We start from the raw sequence: 15,563 nt of genomic DNA, 5'->3' as shown, positions 1-15,563 counted from the left end.
ACCTTCTTTTCGTTTTAAAAATCATCACTTAATTCTTGAATGTTTTCAACGTGTACTTTATTAACTAATAACCCTCGATTGGAATCATTGGACCAGAATGGGCCGTCCAATTCTTTCGCTTCACTGGAGCTGATTTTATTTTTATTATAAAAAGTGGCTTCCACATTGTAGCGATTCCCTTTTTTTACTGCATCCCAACTCTCTTCAGAAAGTGGTAGTGTAATTGATTTGTTTCCAGCGCCATCAATTTTGCCAGTGATGGTATTGTTTTTTGATTTTTGGTCCACCACGAAATTAAAGGTAACGTCTACTTTTGACGAAGCGTGTTGATAAAGATAATAACCGCCAAAAAGCAGGATAGCTACTAGAACGGTGAAAATGGGGATTTTACGCATAGGGAATTTCGCGCCTCCTTATCTGTTCTAAACGTTCTTCCTTTTTCATTATAAGTGTAAAAGCTAAGAAGCGGAAGGGGTAAACGCCATTTCTCATTGATTTTTTAGAATAGAGGCCCCATTTTTAATTAATTCACCATTTTAACTATTCATTTTGATGGTTTATCTTGTAATGCGTCGATTCCGGTTTCGCCAGTGCTGATTTTAACGACTTCTGCAAGTGGGTAAATAAATACTTTTCCGTCGCCGGGTTCGCCAGTACGTAGCGTTTCTTTAACGACACGAAGTACATCCTCAACCGGGACAGTGGAAACAACGATTTCAATTTTCATTCGCTCGTGAATATTGCTTTCTTTTTTTGTACCGCGATAAAGTTCGATAAATCCTTTTTCTAACCCTGTACCGAGTGCTTTTGTGACAGTTAAGCCGCTCACGCCGATTTTCGCAAGTTCTTTTTGAAACAAGTGAAAGCGGTTTGGGCGAGTAATGATTTCAATTTTTGTTAATCCAGACATATTGTTGCCTCCTTTATTCTTGATATGCTTTTTCGCCGTGCAGCGTCAAATCAAGTCCTTTATATTCTTGTTCTTCGTTTACACGGATTGGTAAAAATAGTTTGATAATTACGACGATTATTGCTGTCGCTATAGCCACATATGCTACCGTTGAACCAATGGCGATTAATTGTTTTACTACGAGAGAAGCATTGCCGTAGAATAATCCGTCTGCTCCAGCTTCATTTACTTTTGTTGTGGCGAAAAGGCCGGTTGCGATACCACCCCAAATACCTCCGATTCCATGAAGTCCGAATGCATCAAGTGCATCATCATATTTTACTTTTCCTTTCAACCAGAACACAGCCCAGAAGCATAGTGCTCCGCCGAGGAAACCAATGATAAGTGAACTTGGAACGGTAACAAATCCAGCGGCAGGGGTAATGGATACTAAACCAGCAATTGCTCCGGAAATGGTTCCAAGCATAGTTGGCTTTTTATTCGTCAACCATTCAACCAAACCCCAACCGATAATACCTGCAGCAGCAGCTGTATTCGTATTAACAAAAGCTATCATAGCCACATTATCAATTGTAAGGGCGCTACCAACATTAAAACCATACCAACCAAACCAAACTAGAATACCACCAATAAGCGCTAAAGGTAAATTATGAGGTGAAGCAGAATCGGCTTCTTTTCTACGTCCAATCATAATTGCAAGAACTAACCCTGTTACACCTGAACTAATATGAACGACATTCCCACCGGCGAAATCAAGTGCGCCGAGATTACGTAACCAACCACCGTCACCCCAAACCCAGTGAGCAACAGGGGAATAAACAAGTAACGACCATAAGATAATGAAAATCAAATAAGCGGAGAAATTCATTCTTTCTGCAAATGCCCCAGAAATGATAGCTACAGTCAAAATTGCGAAAGTCATTTGAAACATCATGAATAGAATATGTGGAATAGCATCTGAGTAAGTATCGTTTGCTGCGAAGCCAACATTATGGAGGAAGGTCCAGTCAAAACTTCCTATAAAGCCGTTTCCAGGGGCGAAAGCTAATGAATACCCAACTATCACCCAAAGGATAGATATAATTGCCATTGAACTAAAACTATACATGGCCGTACTCAACACATTTTTGCGTCGAACCATCCCACCGTAAAATAATGCAATACCTGGTGTCATTAACCAAACCAATAAAGTACAAAAGAACATAAATACTGATTCCATACTCAACTCTCCTTTTTGTTAGATAAACTAACATGTAATATATTATTTATGCGTTTATAATACACTATATTTTAATAAAGGCAAGAATATTTTATCAATTCAATAAATTTGGTTAGATTATCTAACATAAAACGGTTTCAATTGTTTGCTTTTGATGTTTATTTCGGAATAATCAGATAATAATAGACTGTATTTTCCGTTTCGATGGCAGATAAAAAGCCTATTCGAAAATAGGCTTTTTTCATTAAATATAAAACATGTAACCATCCGATAGTTCAGCATCCGTAGAATGTTTTAATAAGTCAGCAAGTGTTGTTTGATCTAACACGTCACGGACAGCATTGCGCATTCGTGTCCATAATTCACGCTGAGCAGCTTCTTCATCTTCCATACTTTCGACAAGTACAATCGGGCCTTCCAGTGTGCGGATGATGTCACCTGCAGTAATTTTTTCAGGATCGCCGTTCAAAACGTAGCCACCATGAGCCCCGCGGATACTTTTAACAATTCCTGCATTACGAAGGGGACCGATTAACTGCTCTAAATAATGTTCCGATAAATTTTTATCTTGGGCGATACTACGAAGAGAAATTGGGCCATCACCAATTCTTTTTGCGAGTTCAAGTGTTATTGTTAGGCCATAGCGACCTTTTGTTGTAATCTTCATTTTTATTTAACCTCCAGTAATTTCAAAACCGCTTATACCGCATCTATTATATCGGAATTACAGAAAGAAGGCAAAGGAAACAAGTGGGTGAACGCACAGATGTTCTTATGTTATAATAGTAAACAAGCAAATAAGAAGGAGCGGTTATATGGCAATTCAACCTTTAGCTTACCGGATGCGCCCGAAAGCACTAGATGAAATCGTGGGACAAACGCATTTAGTCGGTAAAGATAAAATTATTTATCGGATGGTCAAAGCAAAACAATTATCTTCTATGATATTATACGGGCCGCCCGGAATTGGAAAAACCTCGATTGCAAGTGCGATTGCTGGAAGTACAAAATATGCATTCCGTACATTAAATGCAGTTACCAATAATAAAAAAGATATGGAAGTTGTAGCAGCCGAGGCGAAAATGAGCGGCACGGTTATTCTTCTTTTAGATGAAGTACATCGGTTGGATAAAGCGAAACAAGATTTTTTATTACCATTACTTGAAAGTGGCGCGATTATCTTAATAGGTGCAACGACAAGTAATCCTTATATCGCGATTAATCCGGCTATTCGAAGCCGAACGCAAATTTTCGAGTTAAAACCTCTAACGGTAGAAGATATTATGATAACAATGGACCGGGCGCTTTCAGATAAAGAACGCGGGCTTGGGAATTATGATGTAGAAATAGATGAGGTTGCGAAAAAACATTTTGCAACGGCGAGTAACGGCGATGTGCGAAGTGCGCTGAATGCCTTAGAGTTAGCTGTCATTTCTTCTGAACCAAATGAGGATGGTGTGATTCATATTACGCTCGATGTGGCAGAGGAGTGTTTACAAAAGAAAAGTTTAGCCCATGACAAAGACGGCGATGCCCATTATGATGTATTAAGTGCTTTTCAAAAATCGGTTCGTGGTAGCGATGTGAATGCGGCACTCCATTATATGGGACGTTTAATTGAGGCGGGAGATTTAGTCAGTATTAGCCGGAGAATGCTCGTTATGGCATATGAGGATATTGGTCTTGCGAGTCCACAGGCCGGGGCGCATACACTCGCAGCCATTCAAACCGCAGAAAAAGTCGGGTTTCCTGAAGCGAGAATTCCGCTCGCCAATGCTGTCATCGAGCTTTGCCTTTCGCCTAAATCCAATTCTGCTATTATGGCGATTGATGCGGCACTAGCAGATATTCGCCAAGGAAAAAGTGGAGAAGTGCCAGATCATTTGCGAGATGGACATTATTCTGGTGCAGAAAAACTTGGACGAGCGATTGATTATAAATATCCACATAATTATGATAACGCTTGGGTGGAACAACAATATTTACCAGATCGTCTTAAAAACAAATTGTATTATGCGCCGAAATTCACTTCTAAATTTGAGCAGACAATTGCTGGTGTGTATCAAAAAATTAACGAAAATAAAGCAAAAAAAGAATAAAAAAAGTGCCAAATGAAAAGTCGCTAACATTGAAATTTCGTCTTTTCTATGGTATTCTAAATGAAGAAAAGAAACCCTAATGTATTCGATATAGTTCCTAATATTTTTGAACCGAACAATTTTTTATACCTAGGGAGCTTGGAGTTCCGGCGCGGCGCACATGCCTTCACACGAGGAAGTGCAAACCGTTAGACAGAGCACCCACCTGCTTTAATTGATAGCGGGTTCAAAGGAAGGGAATCCTAAACGGTACGATTGGGGTTTCTTTTTTGCGTGTAAATAGGAGTTATTCCTCTTTACTTTACAGGAGTATTGCTGTTACAATAAGAAACGATTAACGGCGAACAGGAATTCGTCTACAAAAAAGGACGCGATAAAAAATGGAAAATAGAATTTACTTAGACCATGCTGCGACAAGTCCAATTCATCCAGAAGTTATCCAAACAATGCTTGGCGCAATTACAAATACGTACGGCAATCCTTCCAGTATCCATTACGCTGGACGAGAGGCAAGAAAAGCTTTGGATGAAGCTCGTCATACAATTGCAGATAGTATCCATGCTATAGAAAAAGAAATAATTTTTACAAGTGGTGGAACAGAAGGCGATAACTTGGCGATTATTGGAGCAGCTTTAGCACAGCAAGAAAGTGGTAAACATATTATTACTTCTCAAATTGAGCATCACGCTGTCTTAAAAACATGTGAATACCTTGAAACGCAAGGATTTGAAGTTACCTATTTGCCAGTAGATGAGCATGGAATAGTATCTATAGAGAGTTTACAAGAGGCCTTGCGTCCAGATACAATTCTAGTTTCTATTATGTATGGAAATAATGAGATAGGCACGATTCAACCGATTGCGGAGATTGGTGCAGTGTTGCGCAATCATCAAGCAATTTTTCATACAGATGCAGTACAAGCTTATGGGCTATTAAATATAAATGTAACGGAGCTAGGGGTTGATTTATTAACTACTTCTTCTCATAAAATAAATGGACCACGTGGCGTAGGTTTTTTATACGTCAAAAATGGCACACGGCTTATCTACCAAATGCACGGCGGAGAACAAGAACGAAAACGTCGCGCTGGAACGGAGAATCTAGCGGGAATCTGTGGTTTTAGTGCTGCTTCTTCTATCATGATGAATGAACGAGAGCTAAAAAATGAGGAATATATTTCCTTCAAAAAACGAATGGCAGAAATTTGGCGTTCGGCAGATCTTGATTTTGAAGTGAATGGATTAGAAGCCAATACCTTGCCACATGTATTTAGTGTGCGTTTTCCAGGAGTTTCGATTGAACAATTATTAATGAATTTAGATATGGACGGAATTGCAGTTTCTAGTGGTTCGGCTTGTACGGCGGGAACAGTAGATCCATCGCATGTATTAGTAGCTCTTTTTGGTGAAAATCACCCAGCGATTCAAGAGACCGTTCGGATTAGTTTTGGACTAGGAAACCATTTAGAAGAAGTGGAAATGGCGGCTACGAAAATTAGTGAAGTAGTAACGCGTTTAATGAAAATATAAGAAGGTGAGGAGCGAACTTTGAGTACAAATAATAGTGACATTCGTGTAGTTGTCGGCATGTCAGGCGGAGTAGATTCATCAGTCACTGCTCATATATTAAAAGAACAAGGTTATGATGTTATTGGCATCTTTATGAAAAATTGGGATGATACGGACGAATTTGGCGTTTGTACAGCAACGGAGGATTATGATGATGTGATTCGCGTAGCCAATCAAATCGGTATTCCTTATTATGCGGTCAATTTTGAAAAAGAGTATTGGGATAAAGTGTTTACGTATTTTTTAGATGAATACAAGCTCGGTCGCACGCCAAACCCAGACGTTATGTGTAATAAAGAAATTAAATTTAAGGCATTTTTAGAACATGCGGAAAGTCTTGGTGCGGACTATGTGGCAACTGGTCACTACGCACAAGTGAAAAAAGTCGGCGATGAAATTGAATTACTTCGAGGTGTCGATAATAATAAAGATCAAACGTACTTTTTAAACCAACTTTCACAAGATCAACTGAAAAAAGTGATGTTTCCCCTTGGTGGCATGGAAAAAACAGAAGTGCGCGAAATTGCGAAAAAAGCCGGACTTGCTACTGCAAACAAAAAAGATAGCACTGGGATTTGTTTCATTGGCGAAAGAAACTTTAAGCAATTTTTAAGTGAATATCTTCCGGCGCAACCTGGTGAAATGAGAACACTGAACGGTGAAGTGTTAGGGAAACATGACGGCTTGATGTATTACACGATCGGTCAACGCCATGGTTTAGGTATTGGGGGAGACGGTGAACCTTGGTTTGTTGTTGGTAAAGACTTAAAAGAAAATGTATTGTTTGTGGAACAAGGTTTCCATCATGAAACACTATATTCAGATTCGTTAATTGCGACAGATATTTCTTTCACAACGAATGCAGAAAAACCGAAAACAATCGAATGTACTGCCAAATTCCGCTATCGTCAAACTGATACGAAAGTAACCGTGCACTTGCGCGAAGATGGGACAGCAGAAGTAGTTTTCGCTGATCCAGTTCGAGCAATCACACCAGGTCAAGCGGTTGTATTTTACGACGGGGACATTTGCCTTGGTGGTGGAACAATCGATACGGTTTGGAAAAACGGCGCGAAGTTAGATTATGTAGGCTAAAATTGGAACCGGAGAATCTTGTTTTCTACGAGACTCCGGTTTTTTTCTTGTTTAAATGCGTTTTTTTAAACAGATTTTATGGTAAAATATTATACGAAACAGGGAAAAGAGGTCCTTTATGAAAAAGATAGCGATTTTTGGGAGTGCGATTGTTTTATTTTGTCTTCTTATTTGGGGATATTTTTATTTCAACTCAGAACCGTCTACAACTGCAGAAAATGCTGCAAATTCAACTAAAGCGGTGGATGTGCTTGAAGAAAATGACATCCTTGTTTTTACTCCACGTAAATTGGATGCAGATATGAGTGTTATTTTATATCCAGGTGCTTTTGTTGATGCGTTAAGTTATGCACCTCTTGCAAACAAACTAGCTTCGAGCGGTTACAAAACGTACATCGTTGAAATGCCCCTTAATTTAGCTGTATTTGGTAAAAATCGAGCTGCTGATATTATTGATGAGGCTCCGGATGAAAAATTTGTCATTGGTGGACACTCGCTTGGTGGCGTGATGTCTTCTAGATTTGCACATGATAACGAAAGCGAAATAGAAGGCGCGTTTTTCTTAGCTAGTTACCCAGATAAGAAAGGTTCCTTAAAAAATGCTTCTTTTCCAGCGCTTTCTATCACAGCGACTAAGGATGAAGTGTTAAACCAAGATTCTTATAATAAAAATAAAAAATACTTACCTAAAGATACTACTTTTGTCTCTATTAAAGGTGGAAATCATGCGCAGTTCGGTTCATATGGCGAACAACATGGGGACGGAAAAGCAACGATTAGTGGACCAGAACAAACTGATCAAGTAGCGAATGCGCTCATTACGTGGCTTAATACATCTGTAAAAAATCAGGAAAGATAAGAGGGATAACATGGATAAAAATCAATTAGGTATTAAACAAATGCAAGAAGGAAATTTAGAAGAAGCAGTCAAGTTATTTACAGAAGTAATTGAAGAACATCCAAGTGATCCAGTTGGTTATATTAATTTTGGAAATGTTTTACTTTCAATGGATGATTTTGAACGTGCGGAATTATTTTTCAAAAGAGCACTAGAGCTAGATGACACAGTTCCAGCTGCTTACTATAGCTTAGGAAATTTATATTATGAATTAGAGCGTTATCAAGAAGCGGCAGATAGCTTCCAAAATGCCACAAAACAAGGAATGGAAAACGGCGATTTATTTTTCATGTTAGGAATGAGTTTTGTTCAAATGGAGGAGCTAACACTTGCGATGCCATATTTACTTAGAAGTGTCGAATTAAACCCAGAAGACGGCGAAGCGTTATTCCAATATGGGATTGTGCTTGCTCGCAGTGGTTTTTATGAAGATGCGATTAATATGTTAGAACGCGTTTTACTTGTTAAGCCTGAAGATCCAGATGCACTTTACAATATTGGTGCAGCTTATCTGGCGTGGCAAGGAGATATCGTTCTTGCTAAAAACTATTTTGAACGAGCGATTGCTACAGGTGCTTCACATGAATTGGCTGAAAACGCCTTAAATGCAATTCAAGATTTAGAGAACGAAGTAGAGTAAAACGAATTAGAAAGGAGGCGGCTTAGGATGGCTGAACAAGAATCACTCGCTCTATTTAACGATACACCAGAAGAACTTTTCATGAAGGGCACGATGTTGTCCACCATTTTTTACAATGCCGAAAACCTCTTTTCTGTTGTACGAATATTGGTCAAAGAAACCAATGCGGATTGGGACGAAAAAGATATTATCGTAACCGGTTTTTTCCCAGCGCTTCACGAGCAAGAAGTATACACTTTCTACGGGAAAATGCAGGAACATGCTAAATTTGGTCAACAGTTTAAAGCAGACCGATTTCGTAAGGAAATGCCACAATCACGAGCGGGCTTAATTAATTATCTATCCGGTGAACTTTTTAAAGGCATTGGTAAAGTCACTGCTGAAAATATTGTGGATAAGATTGGCGACGATGCTATCACAAAAATTTTATCCGATCCGAGCTTGCTAAATACAGTACCTAAGTTGCCATCTGGCGCGGCAGAAAGTTTGCTTGCTTCCCTTAGAGAAAATCAAGGGTTGGAGCATGTGATGGTCGGTTTAAACGAATATGGCTTTGGCCCGCAATTATCCATGAAAATTTTCCAGGCCTATAAACAAAATGCGATTGAAGTGTTAGAGAATAATCCTTATAAATTGATTGAGGACGTAAAAGGGATAGGTTTTCAGCGTGCCGATGAGCTTGGACGGAAACTCGGTCTTGGCGGGAATCATCCAGAACGGCTTCGTGCTGGGATTTTATTTATGTTAGATTCGGTTTGTATGCAACAAGGTCATGTATATATGGAGCAAGAGGTTCTGCTCGGAGAAGTAACTTATTTACTGGAAGAAAGCGAAGGCATTCGTATTGACCAAAATATTTTAGTGGCTCAAGTAGAAAAATTAGCTGAGGAACAAAAGATTATTACGGAAAATACACGTGTTTACATGCCATCACTCTATTATTCAGAGAGCGGCTTTGCATATCACGTGAAGCGAATGCTTAAACAAACAGAATACCAAGAACAATTTCCGCAATCCGAATTTCTGCTAGCTCTAGGAGAATTAGAAGAACGGATTGGCGTTCACTACGGAGATTCGCAGCGACAGGCTTTAGAACAAGCTTTAATGTCTCCGATGCTCGTACTTACTGGTGGTCCCGGGACAGGGAAAACAACAGTCATTAAAGGGATAGTGGAGCTTTATGCGGAACTAAATGGTGTGAGCCTTGATCCCCATGCTTACAAAGATGGAGCGACTTTCCCCGTTCTTCTTGCTGCTCCAACTGGCCGTGCCGCTAAACGGATGTCTGAGTCAACAGGGCTTCCTGCGATGACCATTCACCGTTTACTTGGAATGAATGGTCAAGAACAAATGGATGATGATGCAGAAAGACTGATTGATGGACGACTGTTGATAGTGGATGAGATGTCAATGGTAGATATTTGGCTTGCTAATCAATTATTCCGTGCTTTACCAGCGCACATGCAAGTGGTACTTGTTGGCGACCAAGATCAGTTGCCTTCAGTCGGACCTGGTCAAGTACTCAAAGATATTCTGCAATCTGAACAAATTCCAACTGTAGCTCTTTCAGATATTTACCGCCAAAAGGATGGTTCTTCCATTATCGAAATGGCGCATTATATAAAAGAAGGCATGTTGCCAGCTGATTTCACCAAAAATAGCGCCGATCGCTCCTTTTTTCATTGCACGGTAAATCAAATTGGTGATGTAGTCGAACAAGTGGTAAAAAATGCAAAAAACAAAGGATTTCGAGCAAAAGACATCCAAGTTTTAGCACCAATGTATCGTGGTCCTGCAGGCATTGATATTTTAAATAAAAAACTACAAGAAATTTTCAATCCAAATGATACAGGGCGTCGTAAAGAAGTTCAATTTGGTGACATAAAGTATCGCGTGCATGACAAAGTACTGCAATTGATTAATCAACCAGAGAAAAATGTGTTTAACGGTGATATTGGTGAAATTGTGTCTATTATATACGCCAAAGAAAATACCGAAAAACAAGATCTGATTGTCGTTCAATTTGACCAAACAGAGGTTTCTTACTATAGGCAAGAATTTAATCAATTGACCCATGCTTATTGTTGTTCGATCCATAAAGCGCAGGGAAGTGAATTTCCGATTGTGATTATGCCGATTGTCCGCAGTTACTACCGGATGTTACGGCGCGATTTATTATACACCGGAGTAACGCGAAGTAAACAATTTCTCATTCTTTGCGGGGAAGAAGAAGCTTTTCGAATGGGGATAGAACGAATTGATGAAAATAAACGTAATACAACACTCTCTGAACGTTTAATGAGCGAAGATGTTTTATTAGAACAAATGACAAATAAACGAATTCTCACAGCTGAAAATATTACGGAAATTGATCCGATGATTGGAATGGAAGGGATTACTCCAGAACAATTTATGGCAGGATAAAAAAGAACCACTCTCTAAAAAAATAGAAAGTGGTTCTTTTTTTATTGTTCGTTATCTTGGAAAAAAGGAAGGCGAATAGTAAATGAAGTACCTTTATTTGGTTCACTAGTCACTGTAATTGATCCATCGTGATATTCAATTAACTGCTTCACAATGGATAAGCCAATACCAGATTCGCCAAAAGCGGTATTTGTTCGAGACATATCTGCTTTATAAAACCTTTCCCAAATTTGTTCTAATTCCTCTGTATTCATACCAATCCCAGTATCTGTTATCGTTAAAACAGATTCTTTATAATCTTGTGTGCCAGTTAGAGTAATCTGACCATTTTCAGTAAATTGGACACTATTTTTGACGATATTGATAAATACTTGTGTTAAACGATCGTAATCTGCGTAAATCGCCATGTCTTTATCGATAGAAACAGTAATAGTGTTACCTTTTTCGCTTGATACATAATCAAGTTGTTCTTTGATTAACTCAAGGAATTCCTTACCATTAAAACGTGTTTTTTGAAGTTTAATTTTGTTACTGCGGATTTTTTCATAATCTAAATTTTCATTGACTAGTTTCGTTAAACGTCTAGCTTCTGTATCAATGAGTGCTATGCAACGATCTGTTTCACTTTTTGGAATAATATCATTTACTAAACCTTCCGTGAGGCCACTAATCGTTGTGAGCGGGGTACGCATTTCATGAGAAACATCAGCAATAAACTGGCGTCTCCGCTTCTCTTGTCGTTCTATTTCTTCTTGAGATGTTTCAAGGGTTTGTGTCATTTTATTGAAATCAATGGCAAGTGCACCAATTTCATCAAAATTATTTTCCTTCAATCGAGCTTTGTAATTGCCTTGAATAACGTCTTTTGTCGCTGCTCGTAGTTTGTTGATTCGATTTACTTGTAGTTTGGACAAGATTGCGCTAAGAATAAGTGCTACCGTTATAGAAAGTAAAATAGTGTAGAACATATAGCGGTTAATCGTACCAATTACTTGCTCCGTACCGCTAATAGGTGAATTGAGCACGATAGAACCGACAAATTTGTCGCCATTCATTATTGGGACGTACACAATTGTCATTTCTTTATTAAAGCGATTATCTATTTTCTTACTAACTGTTTCGCCACTTTCAAGCTTTTTCTTATCATCCGAAGAAATAGAGAAATCCTTTGGTAACGGCTGATTCATCTGTGTTGGATAAATGGTTTCATCGTTGGCGTTTTTGATTGTATAATGAATTTTTTTCACATCTAAAATTCGCTGATACGTATTCAAAACTTGCATCGTTGCATCTTGTGGCGAATAGCGAATATCCCTAGAAATCGTTTGCCCATAACTTGTTAAGTCATCTACTTGGCTTTGGTAAAAATAATCTTTTAAGGAGTGAGAGACAAGCACCCCAATCATGATACAAGCAATAAGCAAAATGATAAATTGTGTGAAAAATAATTGGTAAGCATATTTAAATTTCATTCGCTTCATTCCGTTTCATCAAATTTGTAGCCAACACCCCAGACGGTGTGCAAAAATGGCTTTGTTTCGGTGGCGATTTTTTGGCGTAAACGTTTGATGTGAACGTCCACTGTGCGCTCATCTCCATAGAACTGATAACCCCAAACTTGTTCCAGCAATTGTTCTCTTGAAAACACTTGTCGTGGATGTTGCATCAAAAAATAGAGTAAATCGAATTCTTTTGGCGTAAGTGCGTCAAGTAGCTCACCTTGATAAAAAATTTCTCGTGTCCGTTTACTAATTTTGAAATAAGTTGTTTCTAGGATATCTTCATTATTTTCTGTAGAAGTGGCACTATTTTTGCGGCGTGTAACAGCTTTAATTCGCGCCATTAAAGTAAGTGGGCTAAATGGTTTAGTTACATAATCATCCGCACCCATTTCAAGGCCAAGCACTTGATCGGATTCTGATTCTTTAGCCGTTAAAATAATAATTGGTACATCGCTTACTTCACGAATTTTACGGCAAATGGTCATACCGTCCATATTAGGAAGCATTAGGTCAATAATTGCAATATCATATTCATCTTTAAAAAACGCTTCATAACCCTGCTTGCCGTCATGAACAAACGTAGCATCAATTTCTTCTTTCATAAAGAACATTTCTATCATTTCACAAACACTTACATTATCTTCTATCATAAGTAATTTCATAATTTGTATTCACTCCTCTTACATTAAAACTAGCCTAATTAGACCCAATAATCAAGCCAAATTATTTTTTTCGCGAAAGTTTAAAATATGCATCATAGTTTGTTCATACTTTCTTCATAACTCCCCAGTAATCTTAGTGGAGTAGAAACCGAATGGAGGAAATCACATGAATTTTTTTAAGAGAGCATGGCTCAGCATGAAAGCGAGAAAAGGAAGATCTGTTTTACAACTAATTATATTCACAGTCGTCTGTGTACTTATTTTATCAGGTTTTACTATTCAATCGGCTGCAGATAAAGCGAGTGAGTTGGCGCGAGAACAGCTTGGTGGTACAGTGACGCTAACTGTTGATCGAGAAAAACAAATGCAGACAATGCGAGACGAGGCTTCAAGCAGTGATAGTAGCTCAACTGAATCCAAGCCGCAATTTCAAAGTAGTCCGATAGACGTTAGTGATGCTAATGATTTGGCAAAGTTAAATCATGTAGCAAGTTACAATTATTATTCCAGTACACAAGCTTTAGCATCCGGATTTGATCCAATCGAGTCTTCCGGTGATACATCATCTTCGAGTGATGAATCATCCACTACAACCGAAACACAAGGACCAGGAGGCGGCCAAGGTGGACCGCAAATGGTAGATGCCGATTTAAGCATTAGCGGCTTACTTGATTCTGCAACTAGCACTGATTTTGAAGCAGGAACTAGTGAGTTAACAAGTGGTGTGGCAATTACTTCCGCTGATAAAGATAAAAATGTAGCTATGGTAGAAGAAAATTTAGCAGAAGAAAATGATTGGAAAGTTGGCGATTCTTTTACTGTCACATCCAGTGATGGCAATACCAAAGTAACATTAAAGATTGTGGGTATTTATAAAACAACAGATTCTGGAAGTGATTTGGCACAAAACTTCTCTTTCCTAAATCCTTATAATAAAGTATATGTTCCTTATACAGTAGCTAATACAATTAAGGGTTCCGATTATAAAAATACAGTAGACTCAGCTGTTTATACGATGGATGATGCGGCTAATATTTCTGCTTTTGAAAAAGAAGCAAAAAAAGTTGATAGCATTGATTGGGATACATTTAAATTAGATGCCAATGATACGCTTTATCAACAAATGATTGGCCCGATTAATAGTGTCGCATCTTTCTCTAAAAATGTTGTCTACATTGTCAGCATTGCAGGCGCGCTCATCTTAGGTCTACTTGTTATGATGCAAGTGCGCGACCGCAAATATGAAATGGGTGTACTTTTGGCAATTGGTGAAAAACGTGGCAAATTGATTGCGCAATTCTTTGTGGAAATTTTAATTGTAGCTCTGGTTTCCTTTGGCCTAGCCGCTGCAAGTAGTCACTATGTAGCACAATTAGCGGGAAATCAATTATTGGCGCAACAAAATTCATCTACTACTGAAACAACAAGTTCGACAGAAAACCGTGGTCCAGGTGGTGGACAAGGAGGTCCAGGTGGATTCGGTGAGAGCGTGAGCAACTTGACGAAAAACACCGAACAAATCAAAGAATTAGACATTCAAGTAACATTAGAAGATATGCTGAAAATGGGCGGAATTGGTATCGGAATTGCCTTTATCTCAGTCCTTTTACCAGCTGCACTCGTTCTTCGTATGAATCCAAAAACAATTCTAACTAAACAGGAGTAGGTGACGATATGACCAAAGTATTAACGTTTGAAAATATTTCTTATTGGTATAAAACGAAAGAAGAATCTATTTTAAGTGACATCAATTATGATTTTGAAGCGGGTGTTTTTTATACAGTAGTCGGCAGTTCTGGCTCAGGAAAAACAACTTTCTTATCTCTTGCAGGAGGTCTTGATACGCAAAAAGAAGGAGATATTTTCTATAAAGGTAGCTCACTCAAAAGTATTGGCTTGCAACAGTTTAGAAATAAATATGTATCAATTGTTTTCCAAAGTTATAATCTGTTGACCTATATGACCGCACTACAAAATGTCACAACTGCAATGGAAATTACCCATGTCAATCAACCAGATAAAAAAGCCTTTGCTCTAAGTATGCTGGAAAAAGTAGGTATCACAGAAGACATGGCACGCCAAAAAGTATTGACGTTAAGCGGTGGACAACAACAACGGGTTTCGATAGCGCGGGCTCTCTGCTGTGAAACGGAATTAATTGTAGCGGATGAACCAACCGGAAATTTGGATGAACGTACTAGTAAAGAAGTAGTTACTTTATTCCAAGATTTAGCGCATAAAGAAGGTAAATGCGTTATCATGGTAACGCATGACCCCGAGATCGCAAAAGTATCCGATGTGAAACTAACGCTTAAAAACGGAAGCTTTGTTGAAAAGAAACAATCAACGAATAGTCTAATAAACAGTTGACATTTAGCCATCCGTTCTTTATAATTTAGTTTATTGTTGAATAGAAATTGATACATGATAGGAATATGATTTTGGTTTCCACGTGATTAGAGAGTTTTCCCATGGCTGGAAGGAAAACCACGCTTGCACCAAAATTGCTCTCCCATTAGATGATCCGTCTTATCCACGTTAACAGA

14 protein-coding genes and 1 other RNA gene are annotated in these 15,563 nt (G+C 38.5%); 9 read left to right on the top strand and 6 right to left on the bottom strand.

Annotation, left to right across the window (positions count from 1 at the left end; translation table 11 throughout):
* Positions 1-14: 14 nt before the first annotated feature.
* From LMOATCC19117_RS07670 to cymR, 4 genes are all read right to left on the bottom strand, one after another.
* Positions 15-395, bottom strand: a complete 381-nt coding sequence (locus LMOATCC19117_RS07670) for a hypothetical protein (protein WP_003727404.1) — start codon at positions 393-395, stop codon at positions 15-17.
* A gap of 149 nt (positions 396-544) precedes the next feature.
* Entirely contained in the window at positions 545-910 is a 366-nt protein-coding gene (locus tag LMOATCC19117_RS07665; RefSeq protein WP_003723521.1) for a P-II family nitrogen regulator, read from the bottom strand.
* A gap of 13 nt (positions 911-923) precedes the next feature.
* Positions 924-2,129, bottom strand: coding sequence for an ammonium transporter (locus LMOATCC19117_RS07660; protein WP_003727405.1), 1,206 nt, complete (start codon positions 2,127-2,129; stop codon positions 924-926).
* 244 nt (positions 2,130-2,373) lie between these two features.
* A complete protein-coding gene (cymR, locus tag LMOATCC19117_RS07655; RefSeq protein WP_003726726.1) occupies positions 2,374-2,796 on the bottom strand; it encodes a cysteine metabolism transcriptional regulator CymR in 423 nt (140 codons plus the stop codon).
* Between the two features lie 148 nt (positions 2,797-2,944).
* Between cymR and LMOATCC19117_RS07650 the strand changes: the two genes are divergently transcribed.
* The 7 genes from LMOATCC19117_RS07650 to LMOATCC19117_RS07625 all read left to right on the top strand — a co-directional run bounded on the left by LMOATCC19117_RS07650 (position 2,945) and on the right by LMOATCC19117_RS07625 (position 10,853).
* Positions 2,945-4,228 carry a replication-associated recombination protein A gene (locus LMOATCC19117_RS07650; RefSeq protein ID WP_003731165.1) on the top strand — a complete coding sequence of 428 codons (1,284 nt, stop codon included), beginning with the start codon at positions 2,945-2,947 and terminating at the stop codon, positions 4,226-4,228.
* Between the two features lie 70 nt (positions 4,229-4,298).
* Positions 4,299-4,494: non-coding RNA, 6S RNA (gene ssrS, locus LMOATCC19117_RS14810), on the top strand.
* Between the two features lie 114 nt (positions 4,495-4,608).
* A complete protein-coding gene (locus tag LMOATCC19117_RS07645) occupies positions 4,609-5,757 on the top strand; it encodes a cysteine desulfurase family protein (RefSeq protein WP_003731166.1) in 1,149 nt (382 codons plus the stop codon).
* Positions 5,758-5,775: 18 nt separating this feature from the next.
* Complete coding sequence (gene mnmA, locus LMOATCC19117_RS07640) at positions 5,776-6,891, top strand: tRNA 2-thiouridine(34) synthase MnmA (protein WP_003727410.1); 1,116 nt, start codon at positions 5,776-5,778, stop codon at positions 6,889-6,891.
* A 118-nt stretch (positions 6,892-7,009) separates the two neighbouring features.
* A complete protein-coding gene (locus tag LMOATCC19117_RS07635) occupies positions 7,010-7,750 on the top strand; it encodes an alpha/beta hydrolase (RefSeq protein WP_003727411.1) in 741 nt (246 codons plus the stop codon).
* Between the two features lie 40 nt (positions 7,751-7,790).
* Positions 7,791-8,429 carry a tetratricopeptide repeat protein gene (locus LMOATCC19117_RS07630; RefSeq protein ID WP_072572675.1) on the top strand — a complete coding sequence of 213 codons (639 nt, stop codon included), beginning with the start codon at positions 7,791-7,793 and terminating at the stop codon, positions 8,427-8,429.
* Between the two features lie 27 nt (positions 8,430-8,456).
* Complete coding sequence (locus tag LMOATCC19117_RS07625; protein WP_003734329.1) at positions 8,457-10,853, top strand: ATP-dependent RecD-like DNA helicase; 2,397 nt, start codon at positions 8,457-8,459, stop codon at positions 10,851-10,853.
* Between the two features lie 41 nt (positions 10,854-10,894).
* On the opposite strand, the gene pieS is transcribed toward LMOATCC19117_RS07625, so the two are convergent.
* Positions 10,895-12,334 carry a two component system sensor histidine kinase PieS gene (gene pieS / locus LMOATCC19117_RS07620; protein WP_003741021.1) on the bottom strand — a complete coding sequence of 480 codons (1,440 nt, stop codon included), beginning with the start codon at positions 12,332-12,334 and terminating at the stop codon, positions 10,895-10,897.
* Positions 12,331-13,017, bottom strand: a complete 687-nt coding sequence (pieR, locus tag LMOATCC19117_RS07615; RefSeq protein WP_003725981.1) for a two component system response regulator PieR — start codon at positions 13,015-13,017, stop codon at positions 12,331-12,333. Before pieR ends, pieS begins: the two co-directional genes overlap by 4 nt.
* A 166-nt stretch (positions 13,018-13,183) precedes the next feature.
* Between pieR and LMOATCC19117_RS07610 the strand changes: the two genes are divergently transcribed.
* Positions 13,184-14,683, top strand: a complete 1,500-nt coding sequence (locus tag LMOATCC19117_RS07610) for an ABC transporter permease (RefSeq protein WP_003734328.1) — start codon at positions 13,184-13,186, stop codon at positions 14,681-14,683.
* Between the two features lie 8 nt (positions 14,684-14,691).
* The gene (locus tag LMOATCC19117_RS07605) at positions 14,692-15,387 is read left to right on the top strand and encodes an ABC transporter ATP-binding protein (protein ID WP_003725979.1); all 696 of its coding nucleotides are present in this window, start codon (positions 14,692-14,694) and stop codon (positions 15,385-15,387) included.
* Positions 15,388-15,563 lie beyond the last annotated feature (176 nt).

The organism is Listeria monocytogenes ATCC 19117 (assembly GCF_000307025.1).
Classification (GTDB): domain Bacteria; phylum Bacillota; class Bacilli; order Lactobacillales; family Listeriaceae; genus Listeria; species Listeria monocytogenes_B.
The sequence above is the reverse complement of the archived record's forward strand: the minus strand, read 5'-3'. Positions and strand labels throughout refer to the sequence as shown.

Bases quoted from the DNA above. Each gene is read 5' to 3' on its own strand.
- LMOATCC19117_RS07670 (WP_003727404.1), bottom strand. From the start codon at position 395: ATGCGTAAAATCCCCATTTTCACCGTTCTAGTAGCTATCCTGCTTTTT.
- LMOATCC19117_RS07665 (WP_003723521.1), bottom strand. From the start codon at position 910: ATGTCTGGATTAACAAAAATTGAAATCATTACTCGCCCAAACCGCTTT.
- LMOATCC19117_RS07660 (WP_003727405.1), bottom strand. From the start codon at position 2,129: ATGGAATCAGTATTTATGTTCTTTTGTACTTTATTGGTTTGGTTAATG.
- cymR (WP_003726726.1), bottom strand. From the start codon at position 2,796: ATGAAGATTACAACAAAAGGTCGCTATGGCCTAACAATAACACTTGAA.
- LMOATCC19117_RS07650 (WP_003731165.1), top strand. From the start codon at position 2,945: ATGGCAATTCAACCTTTAGCTTACCGGATGCGCCCGAAAGCACTAGAT.
- LMOATCC19117_RS07645 (WP_003731166.1), top strand. From the start codon at position 4,609: ATGGAAAATAGAATTTACTTAGACCATGCTGCGACAAGTCCAATTCAT.
- LMOATCC19117_RS07635 (WP_003727411.1), top strand. From the start codon at position 7,010: ATGAAAAAGATAGCGATTTTTGGGAGTGCGATTGTTTTATTTTGTCTT.
- LMOATCC19117_RS07630 (WP_072572675.1), top strand. From the start codon at position 7,791: ATGCAAGAAGGAAATTTAGAAGAAGCAGTCAAGTTATTTACAGAAGTA.
- LMOATCC19117_RS07625 (WP_003734329.1), top strand. From the start codon at position 8,457: ATGGCTGAACAAGAATCACTCGCTCTATTTAACGATACACCAGAAGAA.
- pieS (WP_003741021.1), bottom strand. From the start codon at position 12,334: ATGAAGCGAATGAAATTTAAATATGCTTACCAATTATTTTTCACACAA.
- pieR (WP_003725981.1), bottom strand. From the start codon at position 13,017: ATGAAATTACTTATGATAGAAGATAATGTAAGTGTTTGTGAAATGATA.
- LMOATCC19117_RS07610 (WP_003734328.1), top strand. From the start codon at position 13,184: ATGAATTTTTTTAAGAGAGCATGGCTCAGCATGAAAGCGAGAAAAGGA.
- LMOATCC19117_RS07605 (WP_003725979.1), top strand. From the start codon at position 14,692: ATGACCAAAGTATTAACGTTTGAAAATATTTCTTATTGGTATAAAACG.